The 25,381-nt window shown below is 52.0% G+C and carries 23 protein-coding genes and 2 tRNA genes; 17 read left to right on the forward strand and 8 right to left on the reverse strand.

The genetic code is table 11. From position 1 onward, the window contains the following. Window positions 1-190: 190 nt before the first annotated feature. The gene (locus EHT87_RS13380; RefSeq protein WP_124907115.1) at window positions 191-592 is read right to left on the reverse strand and encodes a T9SS type A sorting domain-containing protein; all 402 of its coding nucleotides are present in this window, start codon (window positions 590-592) and stop codon (window positions 191-193) included. A gap of 95 nt (window positions 593-687) precedes the next feature. On the opposite strand from EHT87_RS13380, the gene EHT87_RS13385 reads away from it, so the two are divergent. Beyond that, window positions 688-1,596 carry a LysR family transcriptional regulator gene (locus EHT87_RS13385; protein ID WP_124907116.1) on the forward strand — a complete coding sequence of 303 codons (909 nt, stop codon included), beginning with the start codon at window positions 688-690 and terminating at the stop codon, window positions 1,594-1,596. 67 nt (window positions 1,597-1,663) lie between these two features. Continuing rightward, window positions 1,664-3,049 (forward strand): APC family permease, encoded by a 1,386-nt coding sequence (locus EHT87_RS13390; protein WP_310587550.1) that lies wholly within the window; start codon window positions 1,664-1,666, stop codon window positions 3,047-3,049. 7 nt (window positions 3,050-3,056) lie between these two features. Here EHT87_RS13390 and EHT87_RS13395 read toward each other — a convergent pair whose 3' ends face one another. Beyond that, on the reverse strand, window positions 3,057-3,425 hold the full coding sequence (locus EHT87_RS13395) for a winged helix-turn-helix transcriptional regulator (RefSeq protein WP_124907117.1): 369 nt from the start codon (window positions 3,423-3,425) through the stop codon (window positions 3,057-3,059). Between the two features lie 136 nt (window positions 3,426-3,561). On the opposite strand from EHT87_RS13395, the gene EHT87_RS13400 reads away from it, so the two are divergent. Further along, complete coding sequence (locus tag EHT87_RS13400) at window positions 3,562-4,332, forward strand: type 1 glutamine amidotransferase domain-containing protein (protein WP_124907118.1); 771 nt, start codon at window positions 3,562-3,564, stop codon at window positions 4,330-4,332. Window positions 4,333-4,341: 9 nt separating this feature from the next. On the opposite strand, the gene EHT87_RS13405 is transcribed toward EHT87_RS13400, so the two are convergent. Both EHT87_RS13405 and EHT87_RS13410 read right to left on the reverse strand, forming a co-directional pair. Further along, entirely contained in the window at window positions 4,342-8,391 is a 4,050-nt protein-coding gene (locus tag EHT87_RS13405; RefSeq protein ID WP_124907119.1) for an AAA domain-containing protein, read from the reverse strand. A gap of 77 nt (window positions 8,392-8,468) precedes the next feature. Further along, the gene (locus EHT87_RS13410; protein WP_124907120.1) at window positions 8,469-9,542 is read right to left on the reverse strand and encodes a TerC/Alx family metal homeostasis membrane protein; all 1,074 of its coding nucleotides are present in this window, start codon (window positions 9,540-9,542) and stop codon (window positions 8,469-8,471) included. A gap of 190 nt (window positions 9,543-9,732) precedes the next feature. On the opposite strand from EHT87_RS13410, the gene EHT87_RS13415 reads away from it, so the two are divergent. Beyond that, on the forward strand, window positions 9,733-10,473 hold the full coding sequence (locus tag EHT87_RS13415; RefSeq protein WP_124907121.1) for a glycosyltransferase family 2 protein: 741 nt from the start codon (window positions 9,733-9,735) through the stop codon (window positions 10,471-10,473). Here the strand turns inward: EHT87_RS13415 and EHT87_RS13420 are convergent. Continuing rightward, window positions 10,448-11,617: a type III polyketide synthase gene (locus tag EHT87_RS13420; RefSeq protein WP_124907122.1), complete on the reverse strand. Its 1,170-nt coding sequence runs from the start codon at window positions 11,615-11,617 to the stop codon at window positions 10,448-10,450. The genes EHT87_RS13415 and EHT87_RS13420 overlap by 26 nt on opposite strands. A gap of 124 nt (window positions 11,618-11,741) precedes the next feature. On the opposite strand from EHT87_RS13420, the gene EHT87_RS13425 reads away from it, so the two are divergent. From EHT87_RS13425 to EHT87_RS13435, 3 genes are all read left to right on the forward strand, one after another. Then, the gene (locus EHT87_RS13425) at window positions 11,742-12,620 is read left to right on the forward strand and encodes a UbiA family prenyltransferase (protein ID WP_124907123.1); all 879 of its coding nucleotides are present in this window, start codon (window positions 11,742-11,744) and stop codon (window positions 12,618-12,620) included. A 118-nt stretch (window positions 12,621-12,738) separates the two neighbouring features. Then, window positions 12,739-12,811, forward strand: a tRNA-Gly gene (locus tag EHT87_RS13430). A gap of 48 nt (window positions 12,812-12,859) precedes the next feature. Continuing rightward, a tRNA-Leu gene (locus tag EHT87_RS13435) sits at window positions 12,860-12,945 on the forward strand. A gap of 263 nt (window positions 12,946-13,208) precedes the next feature. Here EHT87_RS13435 and EHT87_RS13440 read toward each other — a convergent pair. Then, window positions 13,209-13,622, reverse strand: coding sequence for a globin domain-containing protein (locus EHT87_RS13440; RefSeq protein WP_124907124.1), 414 nt, complete (start codon window positions 13,620-13,622; stop codon window positions 13,209-13,211). A 198-nt stretch (window positions 13,623-13,820) separates the two neighbouring features. Continuing rightward, window positions 13,821-15,392: an FG-GAP repeat domain-containing protein gene (locus EHT87_RS13445; RefSeq protein ID WP_124907125.1), complete on the reverse strand. Its 1,572-nt coding sequence runs from the start codon at window positions 15,390-15,392 to the stop codon at window positions 13,821-13,823. Window positions 15,393-15,526: 134 nt separating this feature from the next. On the opposite strand from EHT87_RS13445, the gene EHT87_RS13450 reads away from it, so the two are divergent. Next, entirely contained in the window at window positions 15,527-17,008 is a 1,482-nt protein-coding gene (locus tag EHT87_RS13450; RefSeq protein ID WP_229321050.1) for a gluconokinase, read from the forward strand. A 34-nt stretch (window positions 17,009-17,042) separates the two neighbouring features. Beyond that, a complete protein-coding gene (locus EHT87_RS13455) occupies window positions 17,043-17,357 on the forward strand; it encodes an RtcB family protein (RefSeq protein WP_229321052.1) in 315 nt (104 codons plus the stop codon). On the opposite strand, the gene EHT87_RS13460 is transcribed toward EHT87_RS13455, so the two are convergent. Beyond that, the gene (locus EHT87_RS13460; RefSeq protein ID WP_124907127.1) at window positions 17,298-17,852 is read right to left on the reverse strand and encodes an RNA polymerase sigma factor; all 555 of its coding nucleotides are present in this window, start codon (window positions 17,850-17,852) and stop codon (window positions 17,298-17,300) included. The genes EHT87_RS13455 and EHT87_RS13460 overlap by 60 nt on opposite strands. A gap of 491 nt (window positions 17,853-18,343) precedes the next feature. Between EHT87_RS13460 and EHT87_RS13465 the strand changes: the two genes are divergently transcribed. From EHT87_RS13465 to EHT87_RS13500, 8 genes are all read left to right on the forward strand, one after another. After that, window positions 18,344-19,054: a LytR/AlgR family response regulator transcription factor gene (locus EHT87_RS13465; RefSeq protein ID WP_124907128.1), complete on the forward strand. Its 711-nt coding sequence runs from the start codon at window positions 18,344-18,346 to the stop codon at window positions 19,052-19,054. 47 nt (window positions 19,055-19,101) lie between these two features. After that, window positions 19,102-19,986: a trypsin-like peptidase domain-containing protein gene (locus EHT87_RS13470; protein ID WP_124907129.1), complete on the forward strand. Its 885-nt coding sequence runs from the start codon at window positions 19,102-19,104 to the stop codon at window positions 19,984-19,986. A gap of 56 nt (window positions 19,987-20,042) precedes the next feature. Then, the gene (locus EHT87_RS13475) at window positions 20,043-21,125 is read left to right on the forward strand and encodes a M20 family metallo-hydrolase (RefSeq protein WP_124907130.1); all 1,083 of its coding nucleotides are present in this window, start codon (window positions 20,043-20,045) and stop codon (window positions 21,123-21,125) included. 3 nt (window positions 21,126-21,128) lie between these two features. Beyond that, window positions 21,129-22,106 carry a type I phosphomannose isomerase catalytic subunit gene (locus tag EHT87_RS13480; protein WP_124907131.1) on the forward strand — a complete coding sequence of 326 codons (978 nt, stop codon included), beginning with the start codon at window positions 21,129-21,131 and terminating at the stop codon, window positions 22,104-22,106. Between the two features lie 93 nt (window positions 22,107-22,199). Then, window positions 22,200-22,643 (forward strand): DMT family transporter, encoded by a 444-nt coding sequence (locus tag EHT87_RS13485; protein WP_124907132.1) that lies wholly within the window; start codon window positions 22,200-22,202, stop codon window positions 22,641-22,643. Between the two features lie 42 nt (window positions 22,644-22,685). Further along, window positions 22,686-23,264: a PD-(D/E)XK nuclease family protein gene (locus tag EHT87_RS13490; protein ID WP_124907133.1), complete on the forward strand. Its 579-nt coding sequence runs from the start codon at window positions 22,686-22,688 to the stop codon at window positions 23,262-23,264. A 119-nt stretch (window positions 23,265-23,383) separates the two neighbouring features. Continuing rightward, the gene (locus tag EHT87_RS13495) at window positions 23,384-24,025 is read left to right on the forward strand and encodes a 3-keto-disaccharide hydrolase (RefSeq protein ID WP_124907134.1); all 642 of its coding nucleotides are present in this window, start codon (window positions 23,384-23,386) and stop codon (window positions 24,023-24,025) included. Window positions 24,026-24,092: 67 nt separating this feature from the next. Continuing rightward, entirely contained in the window at window positions 24,093-25,322 is a 1,230-nt protein-coding gene (locus EHT87_RS13500) for an MFS transporter (protein ID WP_124907135.1), read from the forward strand. Window positions 25,323-25,381: the final 59 nt, after the last annotated feature.

The following is a 25,381-nucleotide window of genomic DNA, read 5'->3' on the forward strand; positions in this document are numbered from 1 at the left end:
AAAAAGGCATGACAGTAAACATTCCGTTGGCTTCGGGCGTCATTACGTATGCATCGTCGTGGACGCCTGGCTTACGTTTGGATTCAAAGTCTTTTGGTCGCGTTACGGCCAATCTCTTTGCGTGGTATGTAAGCATAAAACCGGCTCCCCCCGTGAGGGAGCCGGTTTTATAAAAGCAGTTGTGTGCCGTTTACTTCGCATACGTAATAAACCGCTGCGACTGCACCGCGGGCAGCATACCTACCTCAATCTGGCGAACCGTTTTTTGCTTACCGTTGCTGATTTCCAGGTAGTAAACACCGGTTTTCATGCCTTCAAAATCAAATTTGCGCCAGTGGTTAGCCGGCACTTTACTCAGCGATTCCTGGTAAAGAACTTCGTTGTTGGCATCTTTCAACCGAATGGTCGCCTTCCGGGGTTGCCGAACGGCCAGCATTAAATTGATCTTCTCCTGGGTGCCCAGAAACATATTCACCTCAAAGGCATTGTTTTCGGCGTTTGGATCACGAATCCCGGTTACCTGCGCGTTCGATACCGGCACGATTAAGCCTAAAAAAAGTGTCATTAGTACCTGGTGTACAATCGTTTTCATGAGTCTGTGTTGTTTAGTTTCTGTGACAAAGGTGCGGAGTTTTGGAATATTAGCAAAACGAATTATTTTTGTCGAAATCATGAAAATTATTCATCATGGAAATCCGGCATCTTCAAATGGTGAAAGAGGTCGCAAGCTGCGGTAACCTCACCAAAGCCGCCGATCGGCTGTATCTGACCCAGTCGGCCTTAAGCCATCAGCTGAAAGAAATTGAAGCTTTTTTCAATACCCAGTTATTCATCCGCGACAAAAAACACATGCTGCTGACGGATGCCGGAACGGTAGTATTACAGGCCGCCGAGAAAATTCTGCAGGAAGTGGCCGAAACCAAAGCCAAAGTCAAGTGTCTGACCGACAAGGATTCCGGCGAAGTGCGGCTCTGCACGGAATGCTACACGTCGTACCACTGGCTGTCGGGATTTCTGCGGGCCTACCGGGACGTTTATCCGAAAGTGGACGTAAAAATCGACATCGAAGCAACCCATTATGCCGAACAACACCTGCTCGAAAACAAGATCGACGTCGCCATCCTGGAAGATTCCACCAATCCGAAACTGAGTTATACGCCCCTTTTCCAGGATGAATTTGTGGTGATCGTGGCACCTGACCATGAATGGGCGGGGCGCGATTGGGTAGAAATTAACGAATTTGCCGGTCACAACTACGTCATGTACAACATCCCGGAAGAGGAAAGCTCCAATTTTCAGATGATTTTCAAGAATTGCCGCCCCCAGCGTCTCTATAAAATGACGTTGACGGAAGGTATTCTGGAGATGGTAAAAGCCGGTATGGGTGTGGCCCTTTTGCCCAACTGGATTGTAAAACCTTACCTCAAATCCGGGGAACTGGCCGCGGTTTCGCTAACCCGGAAACGACTTCTGCGAACCTGGTATGCGGCTACGCTGAAAAACAAACAGCATGCTCCGTATACCGATGCGTTCATCGAAAAACTGGCGTCGTATATGAAAGAACTCGACGGATACGCCGTCGCCTGTGTGGCCTGATACCCAACGGTTTTTTGCCCGGCGTATCTTTATTTATCAGACAATTGCTTTCTTAATCAACCGGATTGTGTCTTCTTCTTCTGATTCTACTCCATTGCCCCGACGGCTGGGATTGTGGCAAGCTACGGCCTTAAACATGATCGATATGGTCGGCATTGGCCCCTTTGTAGTCCTGCCGCTGGTCATTCACATCATTGGTGGCCCACATTTTCTGTGGGCGTGGATCCTGGGCGCGGTAATTTCCCTGATCGATGCGCTGGTGTGGTCCGAATTGGGCGCAGCTTATCCGCAGGCTGGTGGAAGTTATAACTTTCTCAAAATTGCCTACGGCGAGAAGCGCTGGGGCAAAATGCTGTCGTTTCTGTATGTCTGGCAAACCATGATCCAGGCCCCGCTGGTGGTGGCCTCGGGAGCCATCGGATTTGCCCAATATGCTTCCTACCTGATTCCGCTCGAAGGCTGGGAACGCAAAGCCGTTTCCGGGGGCGTGGTCATTCTGATTACGATGCTTTTATACCGCAAGATCGAGTCCATTGGCCGCATTAGCATTTTGCTGTGGGCTTGTGTCCTGGCCACTTTAGGCTGGATTATCTGGGGTGGTCTGACGGGCGGACAACAGACGGTTTCGCTGGCTCTGCCGTCGGGCGAATCGCTGTCCGGACTGTTTGGCGCGGGTCTGGGAATTGCTTCGGTAAAAACCATTTATTGCTACCTCGGCTACTACAATGTATGCCATCTGGGCGGAGAAATTCGCAACCCGTCGCGCAACATTCCGCTGAGTATGCTGATTTCCGTGGTCGGTATTGCGGTTTTGTATCTGTCCATGAACTGGAGCGTCGTCAGCGTCATTCCCTGGCAGGAAGCCCAACACAGCGAGTTCATCATCAGCGCGGTAATCGAGCGGCTGTACGGTTCAAGAGCGGGAGCCATTGCCACATTTATGGTGCTGATTGTCGCGTTTTCGTCCTTATTTGCGGTTTTGCTGGGCTATTCGCGGGTCCCCTACGCGGCTGCGGCCGACGGCCAGTTTTTCCGCATCTTCGCCAAACTCCACCCCACCCGGCATTTTCCGTACGTTTCGCTGTTGTTTCTGGGCGCACTGGGCTTCGGCTTCAGTTTGCTGTTTCGCCTGTCCGACGTCATCACGGCCATTCTGGCGATGCGCATCGTGGTGCAATTTATCGGACAGGCTGTGGGGCTGTTGCTGTTGCATAAACGCAAACAGACAAGCGCCTTTCCGTTCAGAATGCCACTCTATCCGCTGCCGGTTTTACTGGCCCTCGTCATCTGGACGTTCATTTTCATTTCAACCGGCTGGACCTTCATGTTGTCCGGTTTAACCGTCATTGTTCTCGGCGTTGTGGTCTTTCTGATTACGGCTAAAATCCGGAAACAGTGGCCCTTCGGAGCTGCCGATCAACCCGCTACGCCTTTGGTGGCCCCCACGAAATAAACGAGTTCTACGTCTTCCGCTTAAAAACTTCATCCGGGTCAATGCCCGCTTCGCGCATCAGATCCATACCGTATTGGCGGATGGTTGCGATGACTGGAATGGCACGACGGCCCTTATCCGTCAACGTGTATTCTACTTTCGGCGGCACCACCGGGAAAACCGTGCGGGTTACAAAGCCGTTATGCTCCAGTTCACGAAGTTGTGTCGTTAGCATCTTGTGCGAGATGTGCGGCAGGTATTTCTTCAGTTCACTGTACCGCATCGTTTGCTTGTTAAGCCGCCATAATATGGGCATTTTCCAGGTGCCGCCAATCTGGTGCATAGCGTATTCAACCGGGTTGTAATACGTTCGGCCGTTGTCTTTAAAGTCAGGCATAGATCACAAGCGCTTGATAGTCAAACACTCTCTAAAAGGAGAGTATTACACTAAAAAGTGTATTTGTTGGTAAAAGTAGTACGAGGGATAAACTTTGCACTACGCTTCGGCACAAATCAAACTAAATCACCCGATCATGAGCCTGAAAAATCCCAACGTTGTCAGTCCCAAGCACCCTAAACGCATTGCAATTGTCATTTCCAATCCCGCTCTGTCTACCACGACGGGTTGGCCGGTTGGTTTCTGGTGGAGCGAATTGGCTCATCCGTATTACGAATTTACCGAAAAGGGCTACGAAATCGACCTATTTAGCCCCAACGGCGGCCCCTGTGAACCGGATGCGATGAGCGATCCGAACGATCCCAGCGGGTATTCGTCAACGGATCTGATTTCGCAGGGCTTCATTCATACTGAAAAACTACGAAAACGGATTGATGCCACCCGCCCCATTGCCGACCTCAACGTCGGGGATTTTGACGCCATTGTGGTGGCTGGTGGTCAGGCACCGATGTTCTCGTTTGAGAATGCTACCGATCTGCAACAGAAGTTTGTCGAATTCTATGAAACCGGAAAAATTACCTCGGCGCTTTGCCACGGAACCGCCATTTTGCGCTACGCCCGGCTTTCCACCGGCGAATTTTTGGTCAAAGGAAAAACCGTTACCGGCTTCGCCAACGTCGAGGAGGACTTTGCCGACAACGCCGTCTGGGACTACGGCCTGCTCGAACGCGGCAAGCATTTGATGCCCTGGCGCATTGAAGACGAACTCAAGAAACTGGGGGCCAATTACGTTCAGGCGGGTTTATGGCGCGGTTTTGCCATCCGCGACGGCAATCTGATTACCGGTCAGCAAAATTTCTCGGGTGCTGAAACGGCGAAGGTGATCATCGAAGCACTGGGCGAATAAAGGACGTTCCTACTCCGTTGATGAATCCGTGGGAATTGGGATGCGTCCTTCCAGACGTCCCCTCCAGAACTCCCGGCTATACACCCGCTGGAAAGGCCAGTTTTTCATTTGCAAGGCAAACGGCGTGTAGGCATGGGCGTCTTTCAGGCTGCTTTCGTAGTACAGATCATCGTCCGTCAACACCAGCCCTTCGTAGTAGTCGGCGGCTTTGCGGGTCAGGTCGGCGAAGGGTAATTCTTCAAACAGGCCGGTTTGAGCGTCTTTGAGTTTATCTTTCAACAGGCGCGCGCCCGGAATGCGGTCGGTTCGGCGGGGTTGTGGGCGATACGCACCCTCCGCCACCGAAAGCGCATACTCGAGGTATTGCTTCAATATTTTCGGCCCTTCGTTGGCGGTATTTTCAACGGAAAGCTGCTGCGGATAAATGCTCGTGACCACGTAAACCCGTTCCCGCGCCCGCGTTACGGCCACATTCAGCCGGTTTTCGCCCCCTTTGGCGTTCAAACTACCAAATTGTGCCGATAATTTTCCGCGACTGTCGGGAGCATAGCCAATGGAAAAAATGATCACATCCCGCTCGTCACCCTGCACGTTTTCGATGTTTTTGACAAAGGTTGTTTCGCTGGTGGCAGATGCGGTTTTTTGATCCGTTTCCGTACCGTTTTCCGGTTTTACGTCCAAAACCGCCAGCACGTGCTCCTCCAGCAGTTCCTGAATCAGCTGTTGCTGCTGAAAGTTGAACGTGACGACGCCGATGGAACGACCCGGCAACTCGTCGGCCAGCTGATCGATCAGTTCGACCACGGCGCGGGCTTCGGTTTCGTTGGTATTGTTTTCCCAGACTCCTTTGACATTCAAATACCGAATGGCGGGCTCCCGGCGGTTAAGCTGGTGGAAATCAGGGAGTAGATGCAGCGAGTTTTTGTAAAAAAGCCGGTTCGAGAAATCAATTAAATCAATCGAGCGACTGCGGTAGTGGCCGCGCAACTGGGTTTGCGGGAGCGAGTGACTCGCCAGATCGAGCAGCGATTCTACTTCCAGTTCAACGGGCGTTTCTTCCGTAGACCCGGTTTCAAACCGGATGCGGTACAAATCGCTGGGTTGCAGTTGCTTGCTGTCGCCGGTAATAACCACCTGTTTGGCGCGGTACATCGCCGGAATACCGTTTTCCGCAAAACACTGCGACGCTTCATCGAAAATCACCAGATCGAACAAGCCGGGCTCCATCGGAAAAATGGCCGAAACCGATTCCGGCGACGCCATCCAGCAGGGAACCAACTGAAAAACCTCCTCCGAATGCTGTTCCATCAGTTTGCGAACCGGCCAGATGCTGCGTTTTTTGGTAACCTGGTGGTTTAGCTCCCGGTAGGTAACGAGGTTGTTCAGGCGGTTGAAAGCCAGATTCTGGTACGCTTTTTCGCGCAATTTGACCAACAGAATCTGGCGGCTCAGCGTCTGCTTTTTCCGGACACTCTCCTGTAAAATAGCCTCTAACTGGTTGATTTTTAAAGACGAAACACCCCGCAAAACCGGGTTTTGACTTTCCAGGTGTTCAATCCAGGCTAGATGCAGACTGTTCAGAAAAAGAGCGACCGACAACTTTTCGCCCAGCCGAAGCACAACTTCCCGTTCCGCAATCGTAAAATTTTCCTTCAACCGGTCGGCTTCAATCAGCAAGTCGATGTCGCGTTCGAGCGTCCGGATCAGCAGACCGGTTTGGGTCGGTTCCTGCCACAGCCGCTGAATTTGCGATTCGCTCAAAAACGACTGCCAATGACTGCGCTGGGCGGTTACGGAACGACCGGTTTCCAGCAATTGCCGGGCGGTTTGTGTAAAAACGCTGACGGTTTCCAACCGCGATTCCGGTAAGTGGTTTAACCACGAAATGGCATTCAGTCGGCGGACGATTTCGAGCGACTGCCGGGCCAGCCGAACGGTCAGAAACGCGGTTTCCGGCGTAACTTCCTGATTTACTTTGTGTTCAATTTGCTGACGGATCACTTCGAAACGAATTCGGCGCTGGACTTTTTCCAGCAAAACCGGCAAAGTTTCGTCCAAAAGCGCCAACCCGTTGGCGGCTGCGAGTTGCTGCAACCCGGTTTTGTCCTTGCTGAACCAGCCCCAAACCGTTCGACCGACGAACGAAGATCGGCTCTCAATCGCTTCCTGCAACCGGTGCGCCGTGTTGGGCAGATCGGTGATCGGCAGGCTTTTTTCGATGCCGTTCCCACTCAGACAATCACTTAATTCGACTTCAATCCGCTCTAAATCATCCGGTTCGGATTGGAAAAGCGGGTGATTCGGCTGTCGCTGCAACCGGCGAATCCACTGCCAGCGCTGTTCCGACGGCTCGGCTCGCAAGAGGGTCAGCAAAGCGGTCGTCTCCCATTCATCTTCCTGCACAGTTTGCCAGTCGGCGAGTGAAAAAACGCGATTGGTCAACGTTTGCGCCTGTTCGGTTACGGTCTGGACGAAAACCGGTAATTCGCTCAGCAACTTTTTGAGAGTCGGTACCTGACCGAACGAAAACGAAGCGAACGAAAGCCGGTCGGCCCACGGATGATCGGGTCCGAGTCGCTCCAGATAAGCGCCGTATTCCCGGATTTTTTCCACAAAACCGGTCACCGAATCCGGCCGGAATTGCGTGTACAGATCGGCTAACGGAATGGTTTCGGCCGTTGGATCGCTGCTCAGATACAATTGTTTGACCGAAATGCCCGCTTCCGATTCGTCGAACAGCGCGTCTTTAAAGGCTTGTAGTTCGGCCAGCGTCTGGTCGATCCGGCGGCTTTCCTGATCGAAATTACGTTCCAGCAGAATCGCATCCAGGCCATAATTCTGTTTGCGGTATTCCTCTACCCGCTCGATCTGACTGGCCAGCTGATCGTAAAGGGCTTTCCGGTCGTTCTTGAAATCATGAATCAGGGCCGAAAACGGCTGCATTCCGACCTGGCGTAGTCGTTCATAAACCACATCCAAAGCCGCGCGTTTCTGGCAAACCAGCAAAACCCGCTTCCCCTGAGCCGCAAAATCGGCCATCAGGTTGCCAATCAGCTGCGACTTCCCGGTTCCGGGTGGGCCCTGCACTACCATCGATTCCCCGGCTTTGATGCGCCGGATGGCTTGCTCCTGCGAAGCATCGAGGGCCAGGGGCGTGTGGATATTTTCTTCGCGAATGGTGTGCAACGAACCTGAGGTAGAAGGCAAAACGGGAAGCGCAACAGGAAAGAAGCCCGGTTCGTCGTTTTCCTCCAGATCGGTCCCGTCAACCCGCGGCTCCAGGTTTTCTGCCCCCAGCAACACCTCATAATCCGGCACCAGATACGAACCGGCTTGCGGAAAAATGCCCAGCACGGCTTCGGGATAAAGCTTCAGTTCGCCGTTGCGTTCGAGTTTATCCAGATCGGTTTTTTTAACGGAATTGAACCACTGGAGCTGATCGGTGAAAAGCTCCTGATTGAAATTAATTTCTAAGGGACTGGTTTTCAACCATTCATAAAGCTGGGTACGAAAAACCGTTGCGTCTTTGTCGAATTCATCCAGCGTGTGTTCCAATACCGCATCGGGCAGAATGTACTGGTTGTAATAGGCATACGCCAGCAGAAAACTGCGGTTGAGCGTAATGGACTCATCCGCCCGCCGAACCAACATCCATTTGTTCCCCTGCTGTTGGAGATGAACCGGAAAAAACACCAGCGGGCCGTGAATAACCGTGCCGTCGGCCAGCTTGCCGCGCACGAACGGATAGCCCACGTACAAATCTTCAGAACCGCGTTCTTCTTCAATAAACCGGTCGGTTCGGGCAATCTTGCGGAGCTTTTTACTGACCTCGTTGACCTTTTCCAGCCGACTGTCCAGCACGTCGCAAAGCGGAATGGCCGGACGCCGGGCGATCAGCTGGCGAACGAGATCGAAAGACGGTTTATGGTCCAGAAAATCAATTTCGTGCAGGTCCAGAAACTGCTCGACGGGCAGGTTGGTCAGCAGCAGCGAACGGTTGCGGCTGCTGAGGTTGGTCAGGCGTTTGAGGTAAGCTTTGAGAACAGTCGGTGATAACATAGTATGTACCCACGAACTAAAGTCCGTGTTTTTTCCAGATATCGTAACGGTCGAACACGGACTTAGTCCGTGGGTACTTAGACCTGTACTTCTTCGGGTTCCTTTTTCTTTTCCGGAATCAGCCAGGAGGCCAGAATACTAACGCCGAGAATGGCCAGAATGACATAGAGCGAGTAAACCGTCTCAAAACCGTGCTCTTCCAGCCAGCTGTGGAAGATCATTTTCAACCCGATAAAGGTCAGCAAAGCCGCCAGACCGGTTTTCAGGAAGCGGAATTGATTCATGATGCTCGACAGGAAAAAGAACATCGACCGCAAACCCATAATGGCGAAAACGTTCGAGAAAAAGACGATGTACGGATCTTTGGTGATCGAGAAAATGGCCGGAATCGAGTCGACGGCGAACACCAGATCGGTGAACGCGACAACGATCACGACAATGAACAGGGGCGTTACGAACAGCTTGCGGTCGGATTTCCGGCGGACAAAAAAGTGGTCGATAACGTTCCGGCGATAAACGTTCATGTATTTGGCCGTCAGCTTCACCACCGGGTGATTTTTCGGTTCCATGTGCTGATCTTCGTCTTTCTCGAAGAAGAGTTTAACACCGGTATACACCAGAAAGGCCCCGAAAATATAAATGATCCAGTCGAAACGCTGCAGCAGAGCGGAGCCGACGAAAATGAAGATAAACCGCAGGATGATGGCCCCCAGAATTCCCCAGACCAGAATTTTTTTGTAGAACTTCTGCCGTACGCCGAACGACGCAAAGATCATGATGAAGACAAAGATATTATCGGCTGATAATGAATACTCTACCAGATAACCGGTGATGTATTCCAGCGCCATGTTGTTCTGGAAAATGGCCAGACTCTGTTCAAAATTGCCCGGAATCAGCTTCAGGTGGTCGGCATACCGGCTGCGAATTTCTTCCAGCCGCGCCATGTCGGTAATGCCGTGGACGAGGTAGCCGAAGTTTTTAATGAAAAAATAAAACCCGATCGACAGCGCCACCCAGACCGCACTCCACGTACCGGCTTCCTTAAAACTAACAATATGGCTTTTCTGCTTCGTAAAGGCGCCCAAATCGAAGGCCATGACCAACAAAACAAAGAGTGCAAAGCAGACAAAAAATATGGTTTCGTAACTCATAAGTTGAACATTCGTAGTATTAAGTGTGATAGGATTGCTTCATCAGGGCCAACGAACTCAAAACTGGCACAGAATTAGCCATGAAACCGTTGAGTTGTAGAACCAAACAAATCGTTTTGGAAAACTAATCGCAATATAGCTCTATTCAGTAACAGGTTATGATTTCGGTTGATTCCTTATTTTTGCAAATATGTATCATGATAAGAAAGTCGTAGTTGTATTACCGGCCTACCGGGCCGCCTTAACCCTGGAACGTACCTACCGCGAAATACCGTTCGATATTGTCGATGAGGTCATTCTGGTCGATGATGCCAGTCCAGACAATACGGTTGATGAAGCTAACCGCCTGGGTATCCGGCATGTTATCCGACACGAAAAAAATAAAGGCTACGGCGGAAATCAAAAATCCTGTTACCGCAAGGCCATGGAACTGAAGGCGGACATTGTGGTGATGTTACACCCTGATTATCAATATACTCCGAAATTAATTGTGGCCATGGTCAGCCTGATCGGGAATGATTTGTACCCGGTGGTTTTTGGTTCCCGGATTTTGGGAAAAGGCGCCTTGAAAGGGGGAATGCCGCTGTACAAGTACGTGGCCAACCGGTTTCTGACGCTAACGCAGAATGTGCTGATGAACCAGAAACTGTCGGAATACCATACCGGCTACCGGGCGTTTTCGGGCGAGGTGATCCGCAGTCTGGATTTCACGCACAACTCCGATGATTTTATTTTCGACAATGAAATGATCGCGCAGATTTTTCACAAAGGTTTCGAAATCGCCGAGGTGACCTGCCCGACGAAATATTTTAAGGAAGCGTCGTCCATCAATTTTCGGCGCAGTAGCATCTACGGTTTGGGCGTTCTGGCGGTGTCGCTGCGCTACCGGCTGCACCGCTGGGGAATCATGCGTTGGAAGGTATTGCAATAGCTTCGGGAGCCGATGAGTCGTGGACGGGTAAAACCGTCGGAACAATCTCCAGAATCATCGATTCCAGCGTCAGACCCGGCCCGAAGGCACAACTCAGAATGTTGCCCGCTCCGGATTCCGTGAGCAGGTGGTTCCGGATTTCTTTCAGCACGAACAATACCGTCGCCGACGACATGTTACCGAATTTCCGCAGGACCTCGTAAGCAAAGCGGTTTTCGGTGGCTTCGATGCCCAATTGCTGCTCGATGACCTCCAGAATTTTGCGTCCGCCGGGGTGTATGGCGTAATAGGTGATGTCTTCGATGGCCAGTCCGCTGTGTTCCAGCAGCCGGGAAAGAGCTTTTCCGATGCCCTGGCGAATCACCGTCGGCACGTCGGAGGTCAGCGTCATTTCAAAACCGTGGTCGTTGATGATCCAGCCCATGTCATTTTTCCCGTCCGGCAACAAGTCACAAAAGAACGTCCGCATCCGGAAAGAGGGCGTCGGTTTTTCCCGGCCCGGCTGAGCTTCAATCAAAACAGCTGCGGCTCCGTCGGCGAAAAGGGCGTTGGAAAGCAGGTGATCTTCGTCGGTTTTTTTCTGAAAATGGATCGTGCATAATTCCAGGCAAACGACCAGAACGCGGGCCGACGCATCGGCGCGAACGAAGGCATCGGCGGTTTTCAGTGCGTTGAAAGCTCCGTAGCAACCCATGAAATTGATGGCCGTACGCTGGATGGTGGTCGGCAGATTCAGGGCTTCAATCAGGTCGATGTCCAGCCCCGGCGCATACATGCCCGTGCAGCTTACGGTGATCAAATGCGTCGGAATAACCGTTTTTCGGCCATCCCGGTACAAATCCTGAATGGCGGCTACGGCCAGCGGCAGGGCCTCCTTCCGGTACAGTTCCATCCGGGTTCCGACCGTTGGAAAAGGTTCCAAATCCGGGGTGTTCGGAAAAAATGTATATTCACCCGGCGAAGCACCGTAGTCGGGCAAAACGGAATGCCGCCGGTCAATTCGGGTCAGGCGATACAGGGCCTGCAATTTACGCCGGTTTGGCTCGTCAAGTTGGAGAGCCTCCGCCATGAACGACGCGATTTGCAACTGCGAAAAGCCGTATTGCGGTACGGCCGTACCGATGGCGGTAATGTAGCTATCCATTTAGTGCAATTCATTGTTACCGGAGTCATCCGAATCCGTCTCAATCTTTCCTATAACCAAACGTTCACTTTAATGTTAGACTTTCGACTATGAAATCTCGTTCATCCTTGCCCGGCCCCACCGTATGACTTTCCGAACTGTCTGGCTGCATTTGCGGGTGCCGTTCTCGTTTTTTCTACTGCCGGTCTTTCTGTTTGCGCTGAGTCAGTCGACCGAGCTTCGTCAGGGGACGCTGGATTGGGGACGGGTTGTGGCGATCTGGGCGGTTATTCACCTGTTGCTTTATCCGGCCAGCAACGCCTATAACAGCTATTTTGACAAAGACGAAGGCAGTATCGGCATTCTGGAAACCCCTCCGCCGGTCGACAAAACCCTGTATACCGTCGCCTGGGCGCTGGATCTGCTGGCGTTGGTGATTGGCGTCTGGATCGGCTGGCCATTTGTGGGCTATTTACTCATTTACGGATTGATTTCCAAAGCGTATAGTCACCCGATCATTCGATTAAAAAAATACCCGATTGCCAGCTGGCTCGTAATCGGTTTGTTCCAGGGTGGTTTTACGTACCTGATGACGTTGCAGGCCATCGACGATTTGCCGATCATGGAACTGACAAATCCCCGGCTCCTGCTGGGGGCGCTGCTTTGCACCCTGAACCTGCTGGCGATCTACCCGATTACGCAGGTGTATCAGCACGAGGAAGATGGCCGCCGGGGCGACCTGACGATGAGCCGTCTGCTGGGCATTCGCGGAACCTTTCTGAATACCGTCATCTGGTTTGCCCTGTCGTTGGGCGGTTTTTACTGGTATTTTGGCGGGGAGCCGGTATTTTGGTTACTACCCGTCTGTCTGTTGCCGGGCGTCGTCTATTTTGTATTCTGGACAATCCGGGTATTTGGTGACAGTCGGCAGGCGGATTTCCGGTCGGCGATGACGATGACGCTGCTTTCGGGCACGGGTTTGAATATTTTCTTTGTTCTTCTGCTGATTTTAACCGATTCATAATCAGAAGACAAGTGGCGGTAATGGCGATTATCCTAAATTTTTTTCAGGGAAGTGCTTGCCAAACGTCGCAGAGCCCTTATATTTGCATCCACAAAACGCCAACGTTCTGGCATAGAACGCGAAAGTAGCTCAGCTGGTAGAGCGCGACCTTGCCAAGGTCGAGGTCGCGGGTTCGAACCCCGTCTTTCGCTCAAAGCACCCACCGCGGTGCTTTTTTTGTAAAATCTGGTCTCTATCAAGCCGGGATGGCGGAATAGGTAGACGCGCAGGACTTAAAATCCTGTGAGCAGTAATGTTCGTGCGGGTTCGATTCCCGCTCCCGGTACCTGGAATACCTTATGAGCTACTTATAAGGTATTTTTTTTTGCTAGCTGAAAGCAGGTTCCAACCGGTTCTTAATTTCACCCCTCCACCCTGTTCCTACCAACCTCTGGCGTCAAGAAATAGAGTGTCCAGCAAAACGGGCGCTGTTAAGCAACTCAGAAAACGTAACTTACTCTTTATCCATAACTTGCCTCCCGAATGGCTCCCGTCGGCTCTGCTTTATTCCAGAAAAGGAAAACCGTATACGAGCGGTGCAACACCCGTTTATTTCCGGATCGAATCTTTTATCATCGCTTCGGTCAGTGAGTCGTAACAGGCTTCCCAGGCCTCTTCCACCGAATCGTTCCAGTCGATGCCCAGGCCTTTCTCCAGCGTCCACAACAGGGCTTCTTTCACCGCTTCATAGTGCTCGGGCTTGACGCCGTAGCCTTCGTGCCGCTCGGCCAGTTGATTGATTTCCTGCGCAACGGTATCCGGTCGATCGAGCCGGGCCACAATGATGCTGAGCATGGAAATGAATTTTTCATACTGACTTTCCATCGAGCCTTTGAATAAAGCCCGAAGCATGGGGTATTTTTTGAATAACCGCCCGTAGAAAACATCCCCCAGCACCACCGGATCAACGTCGCGCAGCAATTTCCAGGTTTGTTTAACGAGACTAAGTTGTTGATTCGTCATGCGGGTATTCCCAGGGGAATCTTTACAGTCTATACCGGTTAAATGACCGAATAAATGCGCCCATCACCAAGTTTTCTGACATGAATCATCTATTTTAGTCAATCAGCCGTAGGAAAGCGGCTTTTATCCGTACCAGCCGCGGGTCGCCAACGATGGCGGGCTTCAAAAGCGCTTTTTAACAAACGGCAACCTACCGATCTATAGCGGTTTCTTTTTCAATTGATTCTCCAGCAGGATAACCCCGGCTTTCGATTGACGCCAGCGGTTCAGCAATTCCTTCGGCGTGGGCGTCACCCGGAAGGCAAACGAACCCAGCAGAATATCCTCGTCGCCATCCCGATCAACGTCGGCGGCATCCATCGTCAGCCAGGCCCCCAGATCAGCCTCGGGAAACGACTTGGGACGAAACCGGTTGTTGCCCCGGTTTTCCAGATACACAAAATTCTCCAGTCGTTTGCGCGTCACATCCGGAAAGAAAGCAATGGCCGCCACGTCCAGATCGCCATCGCCGTCGAAGTCGCGGGCCAGGGCTTTGGTCGCTCCGTGCATCGGATAAAACCACAACTGCCGGAACTTGAAATTGCCCTCATTCCGGAACAGGCGGACACCGTGATACCGCTTCAGTGAGTTGGAATAATCGGCATTATCGCCGTTGGTATACAACAAATCCATGTCGCCATCGTGGTCAAAATCAACAACATCCAGGTAGCTGGAGCCGAATACCGGCGGAAACCGCAGCACGTTTTTTTTCCAGAACCGCCCCCCGCCTTCGTTGTTGAAAACCGCCACCTGCTCGTCACTCTGCGAGAGCAGAACCACAATATCAGACTTGCCGTCGCCGTTCATATCGGTCACGACGGTTCGCACCGCGCCCGGTACGGGTTCCAGAACGTGTTCAAGGTAAGTCGATCCGGCATTTTCAAACCAGGTGAGCTGGCCTACATAAAATCCAAATTGACAAACCAGAATATCTTCTCTCCCATCGCCGTTCAGGTCGGCATAGGTGGCGTCGACCGGTCGTTGCAGCCGTTTCAACAAAACCGCCCGCTCGATCTTTCGCGTTGCCGGCTGTTGGTTGATGTGCAGCAGTTCGCCGTTCAAAAGATCGTTGGGATCCATCGTCCCCATCGTCAACACATCGAGGCTTCCGTCGGTCCGGGCCCGCAGGCTGGAAGGGGGCGAAAACGTGATCAGGGAATCGACTTTTTGCAAGCCACTGTTCAAAAAGTAAAGCTTTCCACGCCGACTGCCCACCGCGATTCGCTGGCTTACCGGTTCGTATTTCAGTAGCGTAACCAGATTATCGACCGACTGGGTCGGTTTGCGGATTTTGAAAAGCGGTAGCTGGTAATCAATCGACGGTTTGGGGGCTTGGGGCCGTGATTTTTCGGGGGCGTTTTTCAGGTAATACGCCGAAATTTTCGCCCAATCGTCGGGATGCACCATCGGAGTTCCGGCAAATACGCCCGACTGCAACACCCGCTGGATTTCGTCGGGGTCGCTCAACTGCCGGAAAGGCGACAGGGAATCGGCCGAAAAACCCATTCGCAGCGCCATTTGGGGCAAAACCTTCCGTTTCCAGATGTCTTTTTCCAGCAAGTCCGGAGCCGGAAAGGCGTGGCAGCTTTTGCAATAGGTTTGGGCGAGTTCCTGGCCACTCAACCCGGACGGTTCTGGTATAGCAGTCCATTGCTGGCTGCGATTACAGGCCAGAATCCAGCCAGCAAACAACAAAAGGACGAAAGAAGAAATTGATCTATGGAAAGACATCGTATAATTAAAACACAACAAACTTATCACAAAACGGGCTGTTTATCAAAGATTGCCGCAAGGTCGTTTGGCCTTTTCCGAAATCGCTATTACTTTTTCCCATTTCTTTGCACGGCACTAGCCCGCCCTTCAATATGATCAACTGCATCCTTGGCGTCGACATCGGCACAACAAACGTTAAAGCACTCGCTTTCCAACCGGAAACCGGTCAGATTATCGCCCACGCGTCGGCTCCGCTGGCCACGCTCAACCCCCAGCCCGGCTTTGCGGAGCAGGACCCGGATGAAGTCTGGACCCATTTGATCGGCGTGCTGGACGAAGTTTGCCGGGAGGTTGACCAGCAACAGGGCCGCATCGAAGCCGTTGGGTTTAGCGCGGCCATGCACAGCTGTATGGCCGTCGATGACACCGGAAAACCGCTGACCAACGCCATTCTGTGGTCGGACAACCGGGCCGAAAAGCAGGCCGATTCCCTGCGTGGTGAACAGGCGACTCTCGGCAAAGACATTTATCAGCAAACCGGTACGCCCCTGCATCCGATGATTCCGCTTTGCAAACTGGCCTGGTTTCGCGAGAACAACCTCCGGCTGTTGCGCCGGGCCACGGGCTGGATTTCGATCAAGGAATACATCTGGCACAAACTGACCGGCAACTATCAGATTGACTATTCGATTGCCACCGCCACCGGTTTGTTCGACAGCCAGCGGAAGGAATGGTATCCGCCCGCACTCGAATTTGCCGGTATTCGGATCGAACAATTGTCGGAACCGGTTCCCACGACGTACGCTGGCAAATTGAACAACCCGAGTCTGCCCGGCTCCATCAGCGCCGGTTTGGCGAACGCCGGTTTATACATTGGCGCGTCGGATGGTTGTCTGGCAAATCTGGGCGCCGGGGCCATCGAAGCGGGCATTACCACCATTACCATTGGCACGAGTGGCGCCATCCGCCGGACGGTGCAGCGGCCTTTACGGGAAGAAAAAGGCCGTTTGTTCAGCTACATCCTGAATGTGAATGATCCCGTCGATAGAAATTATTACGTGGTGGGCGGACCCACCAACAACGGGGCCAATGTCCTGCAATGGGTATCGGAAAAACTGATGCAAGCCGAAACCGAGGCTGTTTTGGCCGAAGCTGCTACGGTGGCCGCCGGGTCGGATCATCTCTTATTTTTGCCCTATTTGCAGGGCGAGCGCGCGCCACTTTGGGATGCCGGGGTGCGCGGCTCTTATCTGAACGTCGACTGGCAGCACGGGCGGGCGCATTTTGCTCGGGCCGCACTGGAAGGCGTTCTGTTCAATCTGCTTCGCATCGAGCGCATTTTGTCGCGATATACCGGCCCAACGAAAGTGATTCACGCCAACGGCGGTTTTGCCCAGTCCGCGTTTTGGGTGCAGATGATGGCCGATATTTTTGGCGTACCGGTTCGGCTCAATGAAAGCAACGAAAGCGGGGCCATTGGCGCAATTTTATTAACCATGAAGGCTATGGGACGAGTTTCATCCTTGGTTGAAGCCACCCGACAGGTTGGATTTGGCCAGACTTTTGAACCGGACGCCGACCGACACCGGCAGTATCGGCTTGTCTATGAACGGTTTGAAAAGGCCTTACCCTAATCGCCGTTACCGGCTGGGCATAATTCCGGGTTCGATGCCCCAACCTGGTTTTATTGTTCGGGCCGGGCGGAAAATGGCACGAACAGCCGCTAAAAATAGTCTGACCTGGTCGCAGGTTCAGGATGTGCTGAACCAGAAGGGCATTACTCTGATCGGTGAAGGGTTCGACGAAGCGCCGATGGCTTACAAAGACATCGACCAGGTCATGCGTTTTCAGCGCGACATGGTCGATGTCGTCGGGCGGTTTCAGCCCAAAGACTGTCCGGATGGATGCGTACGAGCCGGTTATTCAGTCCATCATAAATTGCTTTTGATACGCATCGACCACCTGCTCACGCGTGCGCTTTAACCGCATCTTGACCGCGCTATGGTTGATATTGAATTGCCGGGCTATTTCGGTAACATCAATATTGTCCACGTATTTAAGATGGAGCATGGCCATTTTGTCCGGTGCCATTCCCTCCATAACCACCGCCATCTGACTCAGCATCGCGTGCGTCGTATCACTTCCTTCCGAATCGGGAAAATTGTCGATATCAACCTCGTCCATGGCCACCACCACCATCCGGTTTGCCACCCGGCTTTTCTGCCGGCAGTAGTTTTGCGATATGGAAAACAACCAGGTCGAAAAGGCGGAACGGCCCTGAAACTGGTCGATCTTGATGAATACCTGAAGAAAAATGTCGTGCGTATAATCTTCCGCCTTGATGGGATCCCGGGTAAACGTCAGGCAGCTACCGTACACTTTGTGCACATAGCGTTTATACAAGGCATCCAGACAATCCGCACGACGGGTCTTCAAATACGAACCAATGAGTTCTTCGTCTTTTAAGGCACGTTTCATAAGACAGAGAAAAATGATAGACTTTAATGAATTATGTTGGCTATGCAGAAACCAGCATTCCCGGTTTCATACCGGTTTTCCACGAGCCGGAGCCCTTCGGAAAAGAACTGAACTAGTTTCTTCAGTCTAAAATCAGCAGCGATGTTACTGATTTTACATGATTGTTAAATACAATTATCCCGCCACATAGCCCATTGTTCAACGATAACAACACCAACGTACAGATTAACGCTACAAACTAACGCACATAGAGTATAAATACCTATCTTTGGGTAATTCAACTAGTAAATAAGTAAATAAAAGCCCCGTTTATAAGTATAAATATCCCTCAAAAGACATAAAACAGAAGTTTTGGTTCATCAACGTACCAAATAGCAGGCTGAATAGAAGTTTCTCAACAACTTGTTTGCTCAAGGAAGAGGTTTACTTTTATTTACTATATTACCGTTGCATAGTAACTACCTTATCTCTTTCCTACGAAATTTGATCTTATGAAATATCGTCAGTGCCTGATTGTGGAAGATTGTGATTCGGCCGTAACCATACTGCAGGAATACCTGGCGCGGTTACCTTTTTTTATGCCACCGCAGGTGTGCGGAACGGTTAGAGAGGCAACCACTCTCCTGCAACAGCAGCAGTTTGACCTTATCCTGCTGGATGTTAACCTACCGGATCAGATGGGGCTCGATTTGCTTCACTCCTTTCCAAGAACGCTACCGGTCATTATCACCACTTCTGCCATCGAATTTGCCGTCGACAGCTACGATCTCGATGTGGCCGATTACCTGCTCAAGCCATTCACCTTTAGCCGGTTTACCCGGGCCGTCAATCGCGCGCTGGGGGTTCAGGTCGGTCAAAATAGCTTAACCGAAGAGCAATTCATTTTTTTAAAGGTAGGGCACGCCATGCAACGGTTCGACTACAATGATATTGAGTATGTACAGGCGTTTGGCACCTATTGCAAGGTGTTTATCAATCAGAAAATGATCGTTGTCAACGAAATAATTTCCCAAATGGAGACTCTGCTGCCGAAGCATCGATTTCTCCGGATTCATAAATCGTACTTACTGAATTTATCCAAAATCAGCAGTTATAATTACCGTACCATTTTTGTCGGTTCGGCAAAAATTCCACTTGGGGCTTCTTACCGGGACAAGTTCGAAGGTTTTCTGAACCTGCTCGATAAAAAATCGGAAAAGTAAAATCAACGGATTTGCTAACTTGCGCGACCGTTTTACCACCGAGATTTATGTTTGTTGAAGCCATTGAGCGGGTCGACCCTTTTGTACGTCCTATTTTATCGATTGTCCGGCGGTATGGCAGCAGCGAAGTGATTCCGGCCTGTTCAACCATGTTTTTTGTGAATGAGCAGGCCTGCGCCGTTACCTGCAAACACGTTGCAGAACAACTCATCAATTCGGACACGATCCACCAAAATTACATCCGGTTTCAGGGAGAACGACGGTCGATTCCGCGCGACAAAAACCAGACCCGCCGACTGGAGGATCTGGAAAAAAAATATAACCTGCGCCAGGAAAGCATTATCCGGATCAAAAACCAGTTTGTTAATTCGGTCGATCAGTTTTCGGAAATCACCTATCATTTTCACCCGACGCAGGATCTGGCCGTTATTCAATTCAAAGGGTATCAGCAGATTAAGTACAATGCCTGTGCGGTTTTCCTGCGGGACAGCAGTAAAATCAAGCAGGGCCGGAGCTTATGCCGGTTGGGCTACCCGTTTCCGGAATTTACCAATTACCGCTTTAATCCCGAGCATGACGATATTGAGTGGACCGCCGAAGGCCGGAGCAACACCCCGCGCTTTCCCATCGACGGCATCGTAACGCGGTTGCGGGCCGAGAACGGCGAAGTTGTTGGCATTGAAATGAGTACGCCCGGTTTACGGGGCCAAAGTGGTGGTCCGCTTTTTGATACCAGCGGTATTATCTATGGTATGCAAAGTTCGACGCGCCACCTCCACCTGGGTTTCGACATTGAAGACCGGGATGTGATTGTCAACGGCCGCCAAACCCGGGTGTCCAATTACCCGTTTCTGAACGTTGGGCAATGCGTCCACGTTGATATTATCAAGAAATTTCTGCGGGATCTGAATCTGAAATTTTATGAAGGATAGCGATCATCCGGTTTCTATTCTAGTGCCTATACCGTAACTGAACTAAGGAGACGTACATGATTTCACAACTAACGGCGTATTCGTTGGAGACACAAACTGAATCGGCCATCGACCTTTTAAAGCGACTCATCGCAACACCTTCGCTCAGCCGGGAAGAAGCCGGTACGGCGCTGGTGATCGAACAGTTTTTTCGGAAACGCGGCATTCCCTACCGGCGTACGAAAAACAATGTCTGGACGCATAACCGCTTTTTTGACCCCGCAAAACCGACGCTGCTGCTTAATTCGCACCATGATACGGTCAAACCCAACGCGTCGTGGACCTTCGATCCGTTTCAACCCCTTGAACGCGAAGGCAAACTCTATGGCTTGGGCAGCAACGATGCCGGAGGCTGTCTGGTGTCACTCATCGCTACTTTTTGTCACTTTTATGACAAAAAAGAGCTGGCATACAACATCGTGATGGCGGCCACCGCCGAAGAGGAAATATCCGGTCGCGAAGGCCTGGAAATGATTCTGCCGGAACTGCCCCCCATCGATTTTGCCATCGTCGGCGAACCCACGCAAATGCAGCTGGCCATTGCCGAAAAAGGACTGCTGGTGCTGGACTGCACGGCCCGGGGCAAATCCGGTCATGCGGCCCGCGACGAGGGCGATAATGCCATTTATTACGCCATTAAAGACATTGAATGGCTGAAGAGTAATCCGTTTCCAAAAATTTCGCCTACGCTGGGGCCGGTAAAATTGTCGGTTACCATCATCAACGCCGGCTCGCAGCACAATGTGGTGCCCGACACCTGCACGTTCACGGTCGATGTCCGCGCTACGGAACAATATACACTGGAAGAAATCATCGAGACCATTCGTCAAAACATCCGCTCGACCGTTCAGCCACGGTCGATCCGGTTGAAGCCGTCGAGCATTCCGATCGATCATCCGATTGTGCAGGCGGGTATTGCCCTCAAACGCGAAACGTACGGTTCACCCACCACCTCCGACCAGGCCCTGCTGGATTGTCCGTCGCTGAAATGCGGCCCCGGCCACTCAGAACGGTCGCACACCGCCGACGAATTTATTTATTTGCGGGAAATTGAACAGGGAATCGAGTTATATATCCGAATGTTAGAACAAATCCTGTAAACCATGCTGTATCCACTCACGTTTGAAACCATTTTTAAAGATAAAATCTGGGGCGGTCAAAAGATCAAAACCGTGCTGGGCAAAGAATTTGCACCGCTGCCCAACTGTGGTGAAACCTGGGAAGTATCCGGCGTCGAGGGCAACATCTCCGTGGTGGCCGAGGGTCCGCTGAAAGGGACTAGTTTGAAGGAATTGCTGGAAAAATACAAGGACGAGCTGGTTGGAAAACACGTCTACGAGCGGTTTGGCAACGAATTTCCGCTGCTGGTCAAATTCATCGACGCCAACGACGACCTCTCGATTCAGGTGCATCCGAACGACGAACTGGCCAAAAAACGCCACAACAGTTTTGGTAAAACCGAGATGTGGTACATCCTCGAAGCCGACGAAGGCGCCACGCTGAACTCCGGTTTTAACCGGGAAGTAACCAAAGACGAATACGTGAAAGCGGTTGCGGACAACACGCTGATGGACATTCTGAACATCGAACCGGTCAGTGCCGGAGATGTATTTTTTCTGCCCGCCGGCCGGGTTCATTACATCGGGAAAGGAATTTTACTGGCCGAAATCCAGCAAACGTCCGACATTACCTACCGCATTTACGACTTCGACCGTACCGACGACAAAGGGCAGAAACGCGAACTGCATACCGAACTGGCCGTCGATGCGATCGATTATAAACACTACGATCACTACAAAACGCAGTACGATCCGCAGCCGAATGCGAGCGTCAATGCCGTTACCAGCGATTATTTTGTCACCAACGTGCTGCACTTCGATCAGGAGGTCCTGCACGATTACACCCACCTGGATTCGTTCGTGATTCTGGTCTGCGTTGGCGGCTCCCTGACCGTCGAAACCGGCGACGGGTACCGCATCCCGCTGAAAATGGGCCAATGTGCCCTGCTTCCCGCTTCCACCACCTCCGTAACGCTGGTGCCGGATGGCGACATGACGGTCTTGGAGTCATACGTTCCCTAAAAAATGATGAATGATGGACGATGAATGATGAATTCGCTCGTTTCCTGCGGCCTGATCATTCATCGTCCATCATTCATCATTCATCATTTTCTTATGAACTTACTCTATTTCATTTTTGCCTTCCTGGTTGGTACGGCAACGAGCATCCAGTCGGGCGTGAATTCCCAGTTGCGGCAGACCATTGCCCACCCGGTTCTGGCGGCCCTCATCTCGTTTGGCTCCGGTTTTGTGGTCCTGGCAGTGATGTGTCTGGCTTTCCGGACGCCCATACCGGCTCTCGAAACCTTGCGGGAGATCAGCTGGTGGAAATGGACGGGCGGGTTGCTGGGCGCCATTTATGTGACCACGGTTATCATTACCGTGCCGCGAATCGGCGCGGGCAACCTGCTCAGCCTGAGCGTTGCCGGTCAGTTGCTGGCTGCGGTTGTGCTGGATCATTACGGGTTGCTCGGATTCAAGGAACACGGATTGACCGTCTGGCGGCTCGTCGGGGTGCTGCTGATCGTTCTGGGCGTTGTGCTGGTGGTTAAGAATTAGAGGGCAGCGAACAATTCAGGCTCGAAACCGTGTTCAGTAGTCATGATTAAATACCGCTTCTACCCCACGCTATTGAACACGTTTTCCCGGTATCTGTCCGGAGGAAATTTTACCATGCAACAGCTTCTCGACACCATCAACCGGGTTCCGGCCCCGGCGACGGTAGCGCAGGAGCGCGGCAGCCGGTTTGAAGACGCCGTGATCAAGGGCGAAGACGAGGAGCGGTTCAATGCGGATATTCTGGAAAAATTCCGCCGGCATTTGCCCCGCCCCATCATCGAAACCCAGGTCTATTGCCAATACGAGATCGACGACGTGCTGTTTTACGGCTATGTCGATTTGATCGGAAAATACAAAGCCGTCGATATCAAAACCACCGCATCCTACCAACATCCGCGCTTTACGTTCAACCACCAGAACCTGTACCTCCACGCGCTCAAAAAACGCGGCATCCGGCTGATGGAATACCTCATTACGGATTTCAAAGAAGTGTATGTCGAAAGTTATTCGCTGACGCATCCAATTGATAAACAGCTGGAAGAAATCCGGCTTTTCAAGCAGTTTCTGGAAGAACACCGGCAGCTGATCTCCGATCCGAAGATTTTTGTGACGCCGGAGTGAGGAAAAGGAGTAAAAAAGTTGTTTCGCAGAGTTTATCGGAGAAAAAGGAGTTAAGCGGAGAAAACTCTGATAAACTCTTTTTTACTCCGCTTAACTCTGCGAAACAACTTTTGAAACTCATGAAAAAAGCAACTTTTCTTACCCTCCTTTCCGCCTTCCTTTTCTTCTCGTTCCAGAAAGACAAATGGATCAATCTTTTCAACGGCAAAGACCTCACCGGCTGGACCATTCGCGGGGAACAGGTCAAGAATGAGTATCGCATCGAAAACGGCGAAATCGTTGGCGTTTCCAAACCCAATTCCCAGAACACGTTCCTGTGTACCACTAAAAATTACGACGATTTCATTCTCGAACTGGAAGTGAAAGTCGACACCGGCATGAATTCCGGTATTCAGTTTCGCAGCGAAAGTCGCCCGGATTTCAAAAACGGCCGCGTTCACGGCTATCAGGCGGAAATCGACCCGGCAGCCCGGGCCTGGAGTGGCGGTTTGTACGACGAGGCCCGGCGCGGCTGGCTGGTCGATCTGAAGAACAATCCGGCGGGTCAGAAAGCGTTCAACAAATTCGACTGGAACAAATACCGCATCGAAGCCGTCGGCAAAACCGTCAGGATTTTTCTGAATGGCGTTCAGACCACCGATTACACCGACACCCTGGCCACCAGCGGTTTTATCGCCCTGCAGGTTCACGGCACCAAGGTGCAGCGCCCGATGGAAGTCCGCTGGCGGAACATCCGGTTGCAGGAACTGGCCAAGAAATAACGGCAAACCGCGTCCATACACGAAATCCTTCTTTTTTATTCCCCCTTAACCGGTGACCTTTGCGGCTATGATTGGCCGCAGTTTACGTCTGTATCGGGATGCGTACCGGGGTTTGCCCGCACCGGTTTGGCTGTTGGGCGGGGTGATGCTCATCAACCGCAGCGGAACGATGGTGCTCCCCTACCTGACCCTGTATCTGACGCAACACCTGCACTACAGTGTGACGGAAGCCGGTACGGTAATGGCCGTTTATGGGGCGGGGGCGCTGGTCGGGACGTTTCTCGGCGGTCGGCTCTCCGACCGGTTTGGCTTCTACCAAGTGCAGTTTTTAAGCCTGCTGACTTCGGGCTTTTTCCTGATTTTCCTGCAATTCGCCCAGGAGTTATACACCATGTGTGGCGTCGTTTTCGTCTACACCATGCTGGGAGACGCCTTTCGTCCGGCGGTTTCGTCGGCGGTGGCCTATTACAGCGTTCCCGAAAACCGCACCCGCGCCTATTCACTGAACCGGCTGGCGATCAACCTCGGCTGGTCGCTCGGGGGCGGTTTGGGCGGGTATCTGGCCGGAATCGATTACCGGCTTCTGTTCTGGGTCGATGGTCTCACCTGCATCGTGGCGGCAGTCGTTTTGCGGGCGTATTTGCCGGTTCCGGATCGTCCGGTATCGGTAAATTCGGAGACCGACGTGCCAGCGGACGGTAGCCGGTCGCCCTATCGGGACCGGTTGTTTCTGGTTTTTGTGGGCGCCACCATCCTCTTTGCAATTGGATTCTGGCAGTTGTTCAGCCTGATTCCGCTGTATTTCAAACAGGTATTGCACCTGAAAGAAACCCAGATCGGCTTGCTGATGACGATGAACGGCCTGATGATCGTGTTTACCGAAATGGCGCTGGTCTACGCCGTCGAAAAGCGGTATGCCCACCGGAAAGGCGTCATTATTGGTTTCGGTGCCTTGCTGGTTGGACTGTCCTATCTGATTTTGAATACCGGCATATGGCCCGTTCTGGCGATTGTAGCGGTATTTATCAACACGATTGGCGAAATGCTGGCCATGCCGTTCATGCAATCGTTTACGGTGGAACGGGCCACCAGCCAAAACCGGGGGCAGTACCTGGCTCTGTATTCAATGGCTTATGCCGTCGCCCAAATCACGGCCCCGGCTTTTGGGTCCCATCTCGTGGCCCGGGCCGGTTTCCCAACGCTCTGGATTGTGGTCATGGGGCTTTGCCTGGCAGCGGCCTGTGTATTCTGGTGGGTAGCCTCGCAGGTGCGAAAAACCGCTCTGGCTGGTAGATAAACCATCCGAACGGATTCCTGCTACGTTTACCGAAACACCTCTTCCAGTTCCAGCGCTAA

It is taken from the genome of Larkinella knui, assembly GCF_003858645.1.
Taxonomy (GTDB): Bacteria; Bacteroidota; Bacteroidia; order Cytophagales; family Spirosomataceae; genus Larkinella; species Larkinella knui.

Excerpts from the sequence above, each read along its gene's own strand:
- EHT87_RS13380 (WP_124907115.1), bottom strand. The coding sequence starts at position 592 with ATGAAAACGATTGTACACCAGGTACTAATGACACTTTTTTTAGGCTTA.
- EHT87_RS13385 (WP_124907116.1), top strand. The coding sequence starts at position 688 with ATGGAAATCCGGCATCTTCAAATGGTGAAAGAGGTCGCAAGCTGCGGT.
- EHT87_RS13395 (WP_124907117.1), bottom strand. The coding sequence starts at position 3,425 with ATGCCTGACTTTAAAGACAACGGCCGAACGTATTACAACCCGGTTGAA.
- EHT87_RS13400 (WP_124907118.1), top strand. The coding sequence starts at position 3,562 with ATGAGCCTGAAAAATCCCAACGTTGTCAGTCCCAAGCACCCTAAACGC.
- EHT87_RS13405 (WP_124907119.1), bottom strand. The coding sequence starts at position 8,391 with ATGTTATCACCGACTGTTCTCAAAGCTTACCTCAAACGCCTGACCAAC.
- EHT87_RS13410 (WP_124907120.1), bottom strand. The coding sequence starts at position 9,542 with ATGAGTTACGAAACCATATTTTTTGTCTGCTTTGCACTCTTTGTTTTG.
- EHT87_RS13415 (WP_124907121.1), top strand. The coding sequence starts at position 9,733 with ATGTATCATGATAAGAAAGTCGTAGTTGTATTACCGGCCTACCGGGCC.
- EHT87_RS13420 (WP_124907122.1), bottom strand. The coding sequence starts at position 11,617 with ATGGATAGCTACATTACCGCCATCGGTACGGCCGTACCGCAATACGGC.
- EHT87_RS13425 (WP_124907123.1), top strand. The coding sequence starts at position 11,742 with ATGACTTTCCGAACTGTCTGGCTGCATTTGCGGGTGCCGTTCTCGTTT.
- EHT87_RS13440 (WP_124907124.1), bottom strand. The coding sequence starts at position 13,622 with ATGACGAATCAACAACTTAGTCTCGTTAAACAAACCTGGAAATTGCTG.
- EHT87_RS13445 (WP_124907125.1), bottom strand. The coding sequence starts at position 15,392 with ATGTCTTTCCATAGATCAATTTCTTCTTTCGTCCTTTTGTTGTTTGCT.
- EHT87_RS13450 (WP_229321050.1), top strand. The coding sequence starts at position 15,527 with ATGATCAACTGCATCCTTGGCGTCGACATCGGCACAACAAACGTTAAA.
- EHT87_RS13455 (WP_229321052.1), top strand. The coding sequence starts at position 17,043 with ATGCCCCAACCTGGTTTTATTGTTCGGGCCGGGCGGAAAATGGCACGA.
- EHT87_RS13460 (WP_124907127.1), bottom strand. The coding sequence starts at position 17,852 with ATGAAACGTGCCTTAAAAGACGAAGAACTCATTGGTTCGTATTTGAAG.
- EHT87_RS13465 (WP_124907128.1), top strand. The coding sequence starts at position 18,344 with ATGAAATATCGTCAGTGCCTGATTGTGGAAGATTGTGATTCGGCCGTA.
- EHT87_RS13470 (WP_124907129.1), top strand. The coding sequence starts at position 19,102 with ATGTTTGTTGAAGCCATTGAGCGGGTCGACCCTTTTGTACGTCCTATT.
- EHT87_RS13475 (WP_124907130.1), top strand. The coding sequence starts at position 20,043 with ATGATTTCACAACTAACGGCGTATTCGTTGGAGACACAAACTGAATCG.
- EHT87_RS13480 (WP_124907131.1), top strand. The coding sequence starts at position 21,129 with ATGCTGTATCCACTCACGTTTGAAACCATTTTTAAAGATAAAATCTGG.
- EHT87_RS13485 (WP_124907132.1), top strand. The coding sequence starts at position 22,200 with ATGAACTTACTCTATTTCATTTTTGCCTTCCTGGTTGGTACGGCAACG.
- EHT87_RS13490 (WP_124907133.1), top strand. The coding sequence starts at position 22,686 with ATGATTAAATACCGCTTCTACCCCACGCTATTGAACACGTTTTCCCGG.
- EHT87_RS13495 (WP_124907134.1), top strand. The coding sequence starts at position 23,384 with ATGAAAAAAGCAACTTTTCTTACCCTCCTTTCCGCCTTCCTTTTCTTC.
- EHT87_RS13500 (WP_124907135.1), top strand. The coding sequence starts at position 24,093 with ATGATTGGCCGCAGTTTACGTCTGTATCGGGATGCGTACCGGGGTTTG.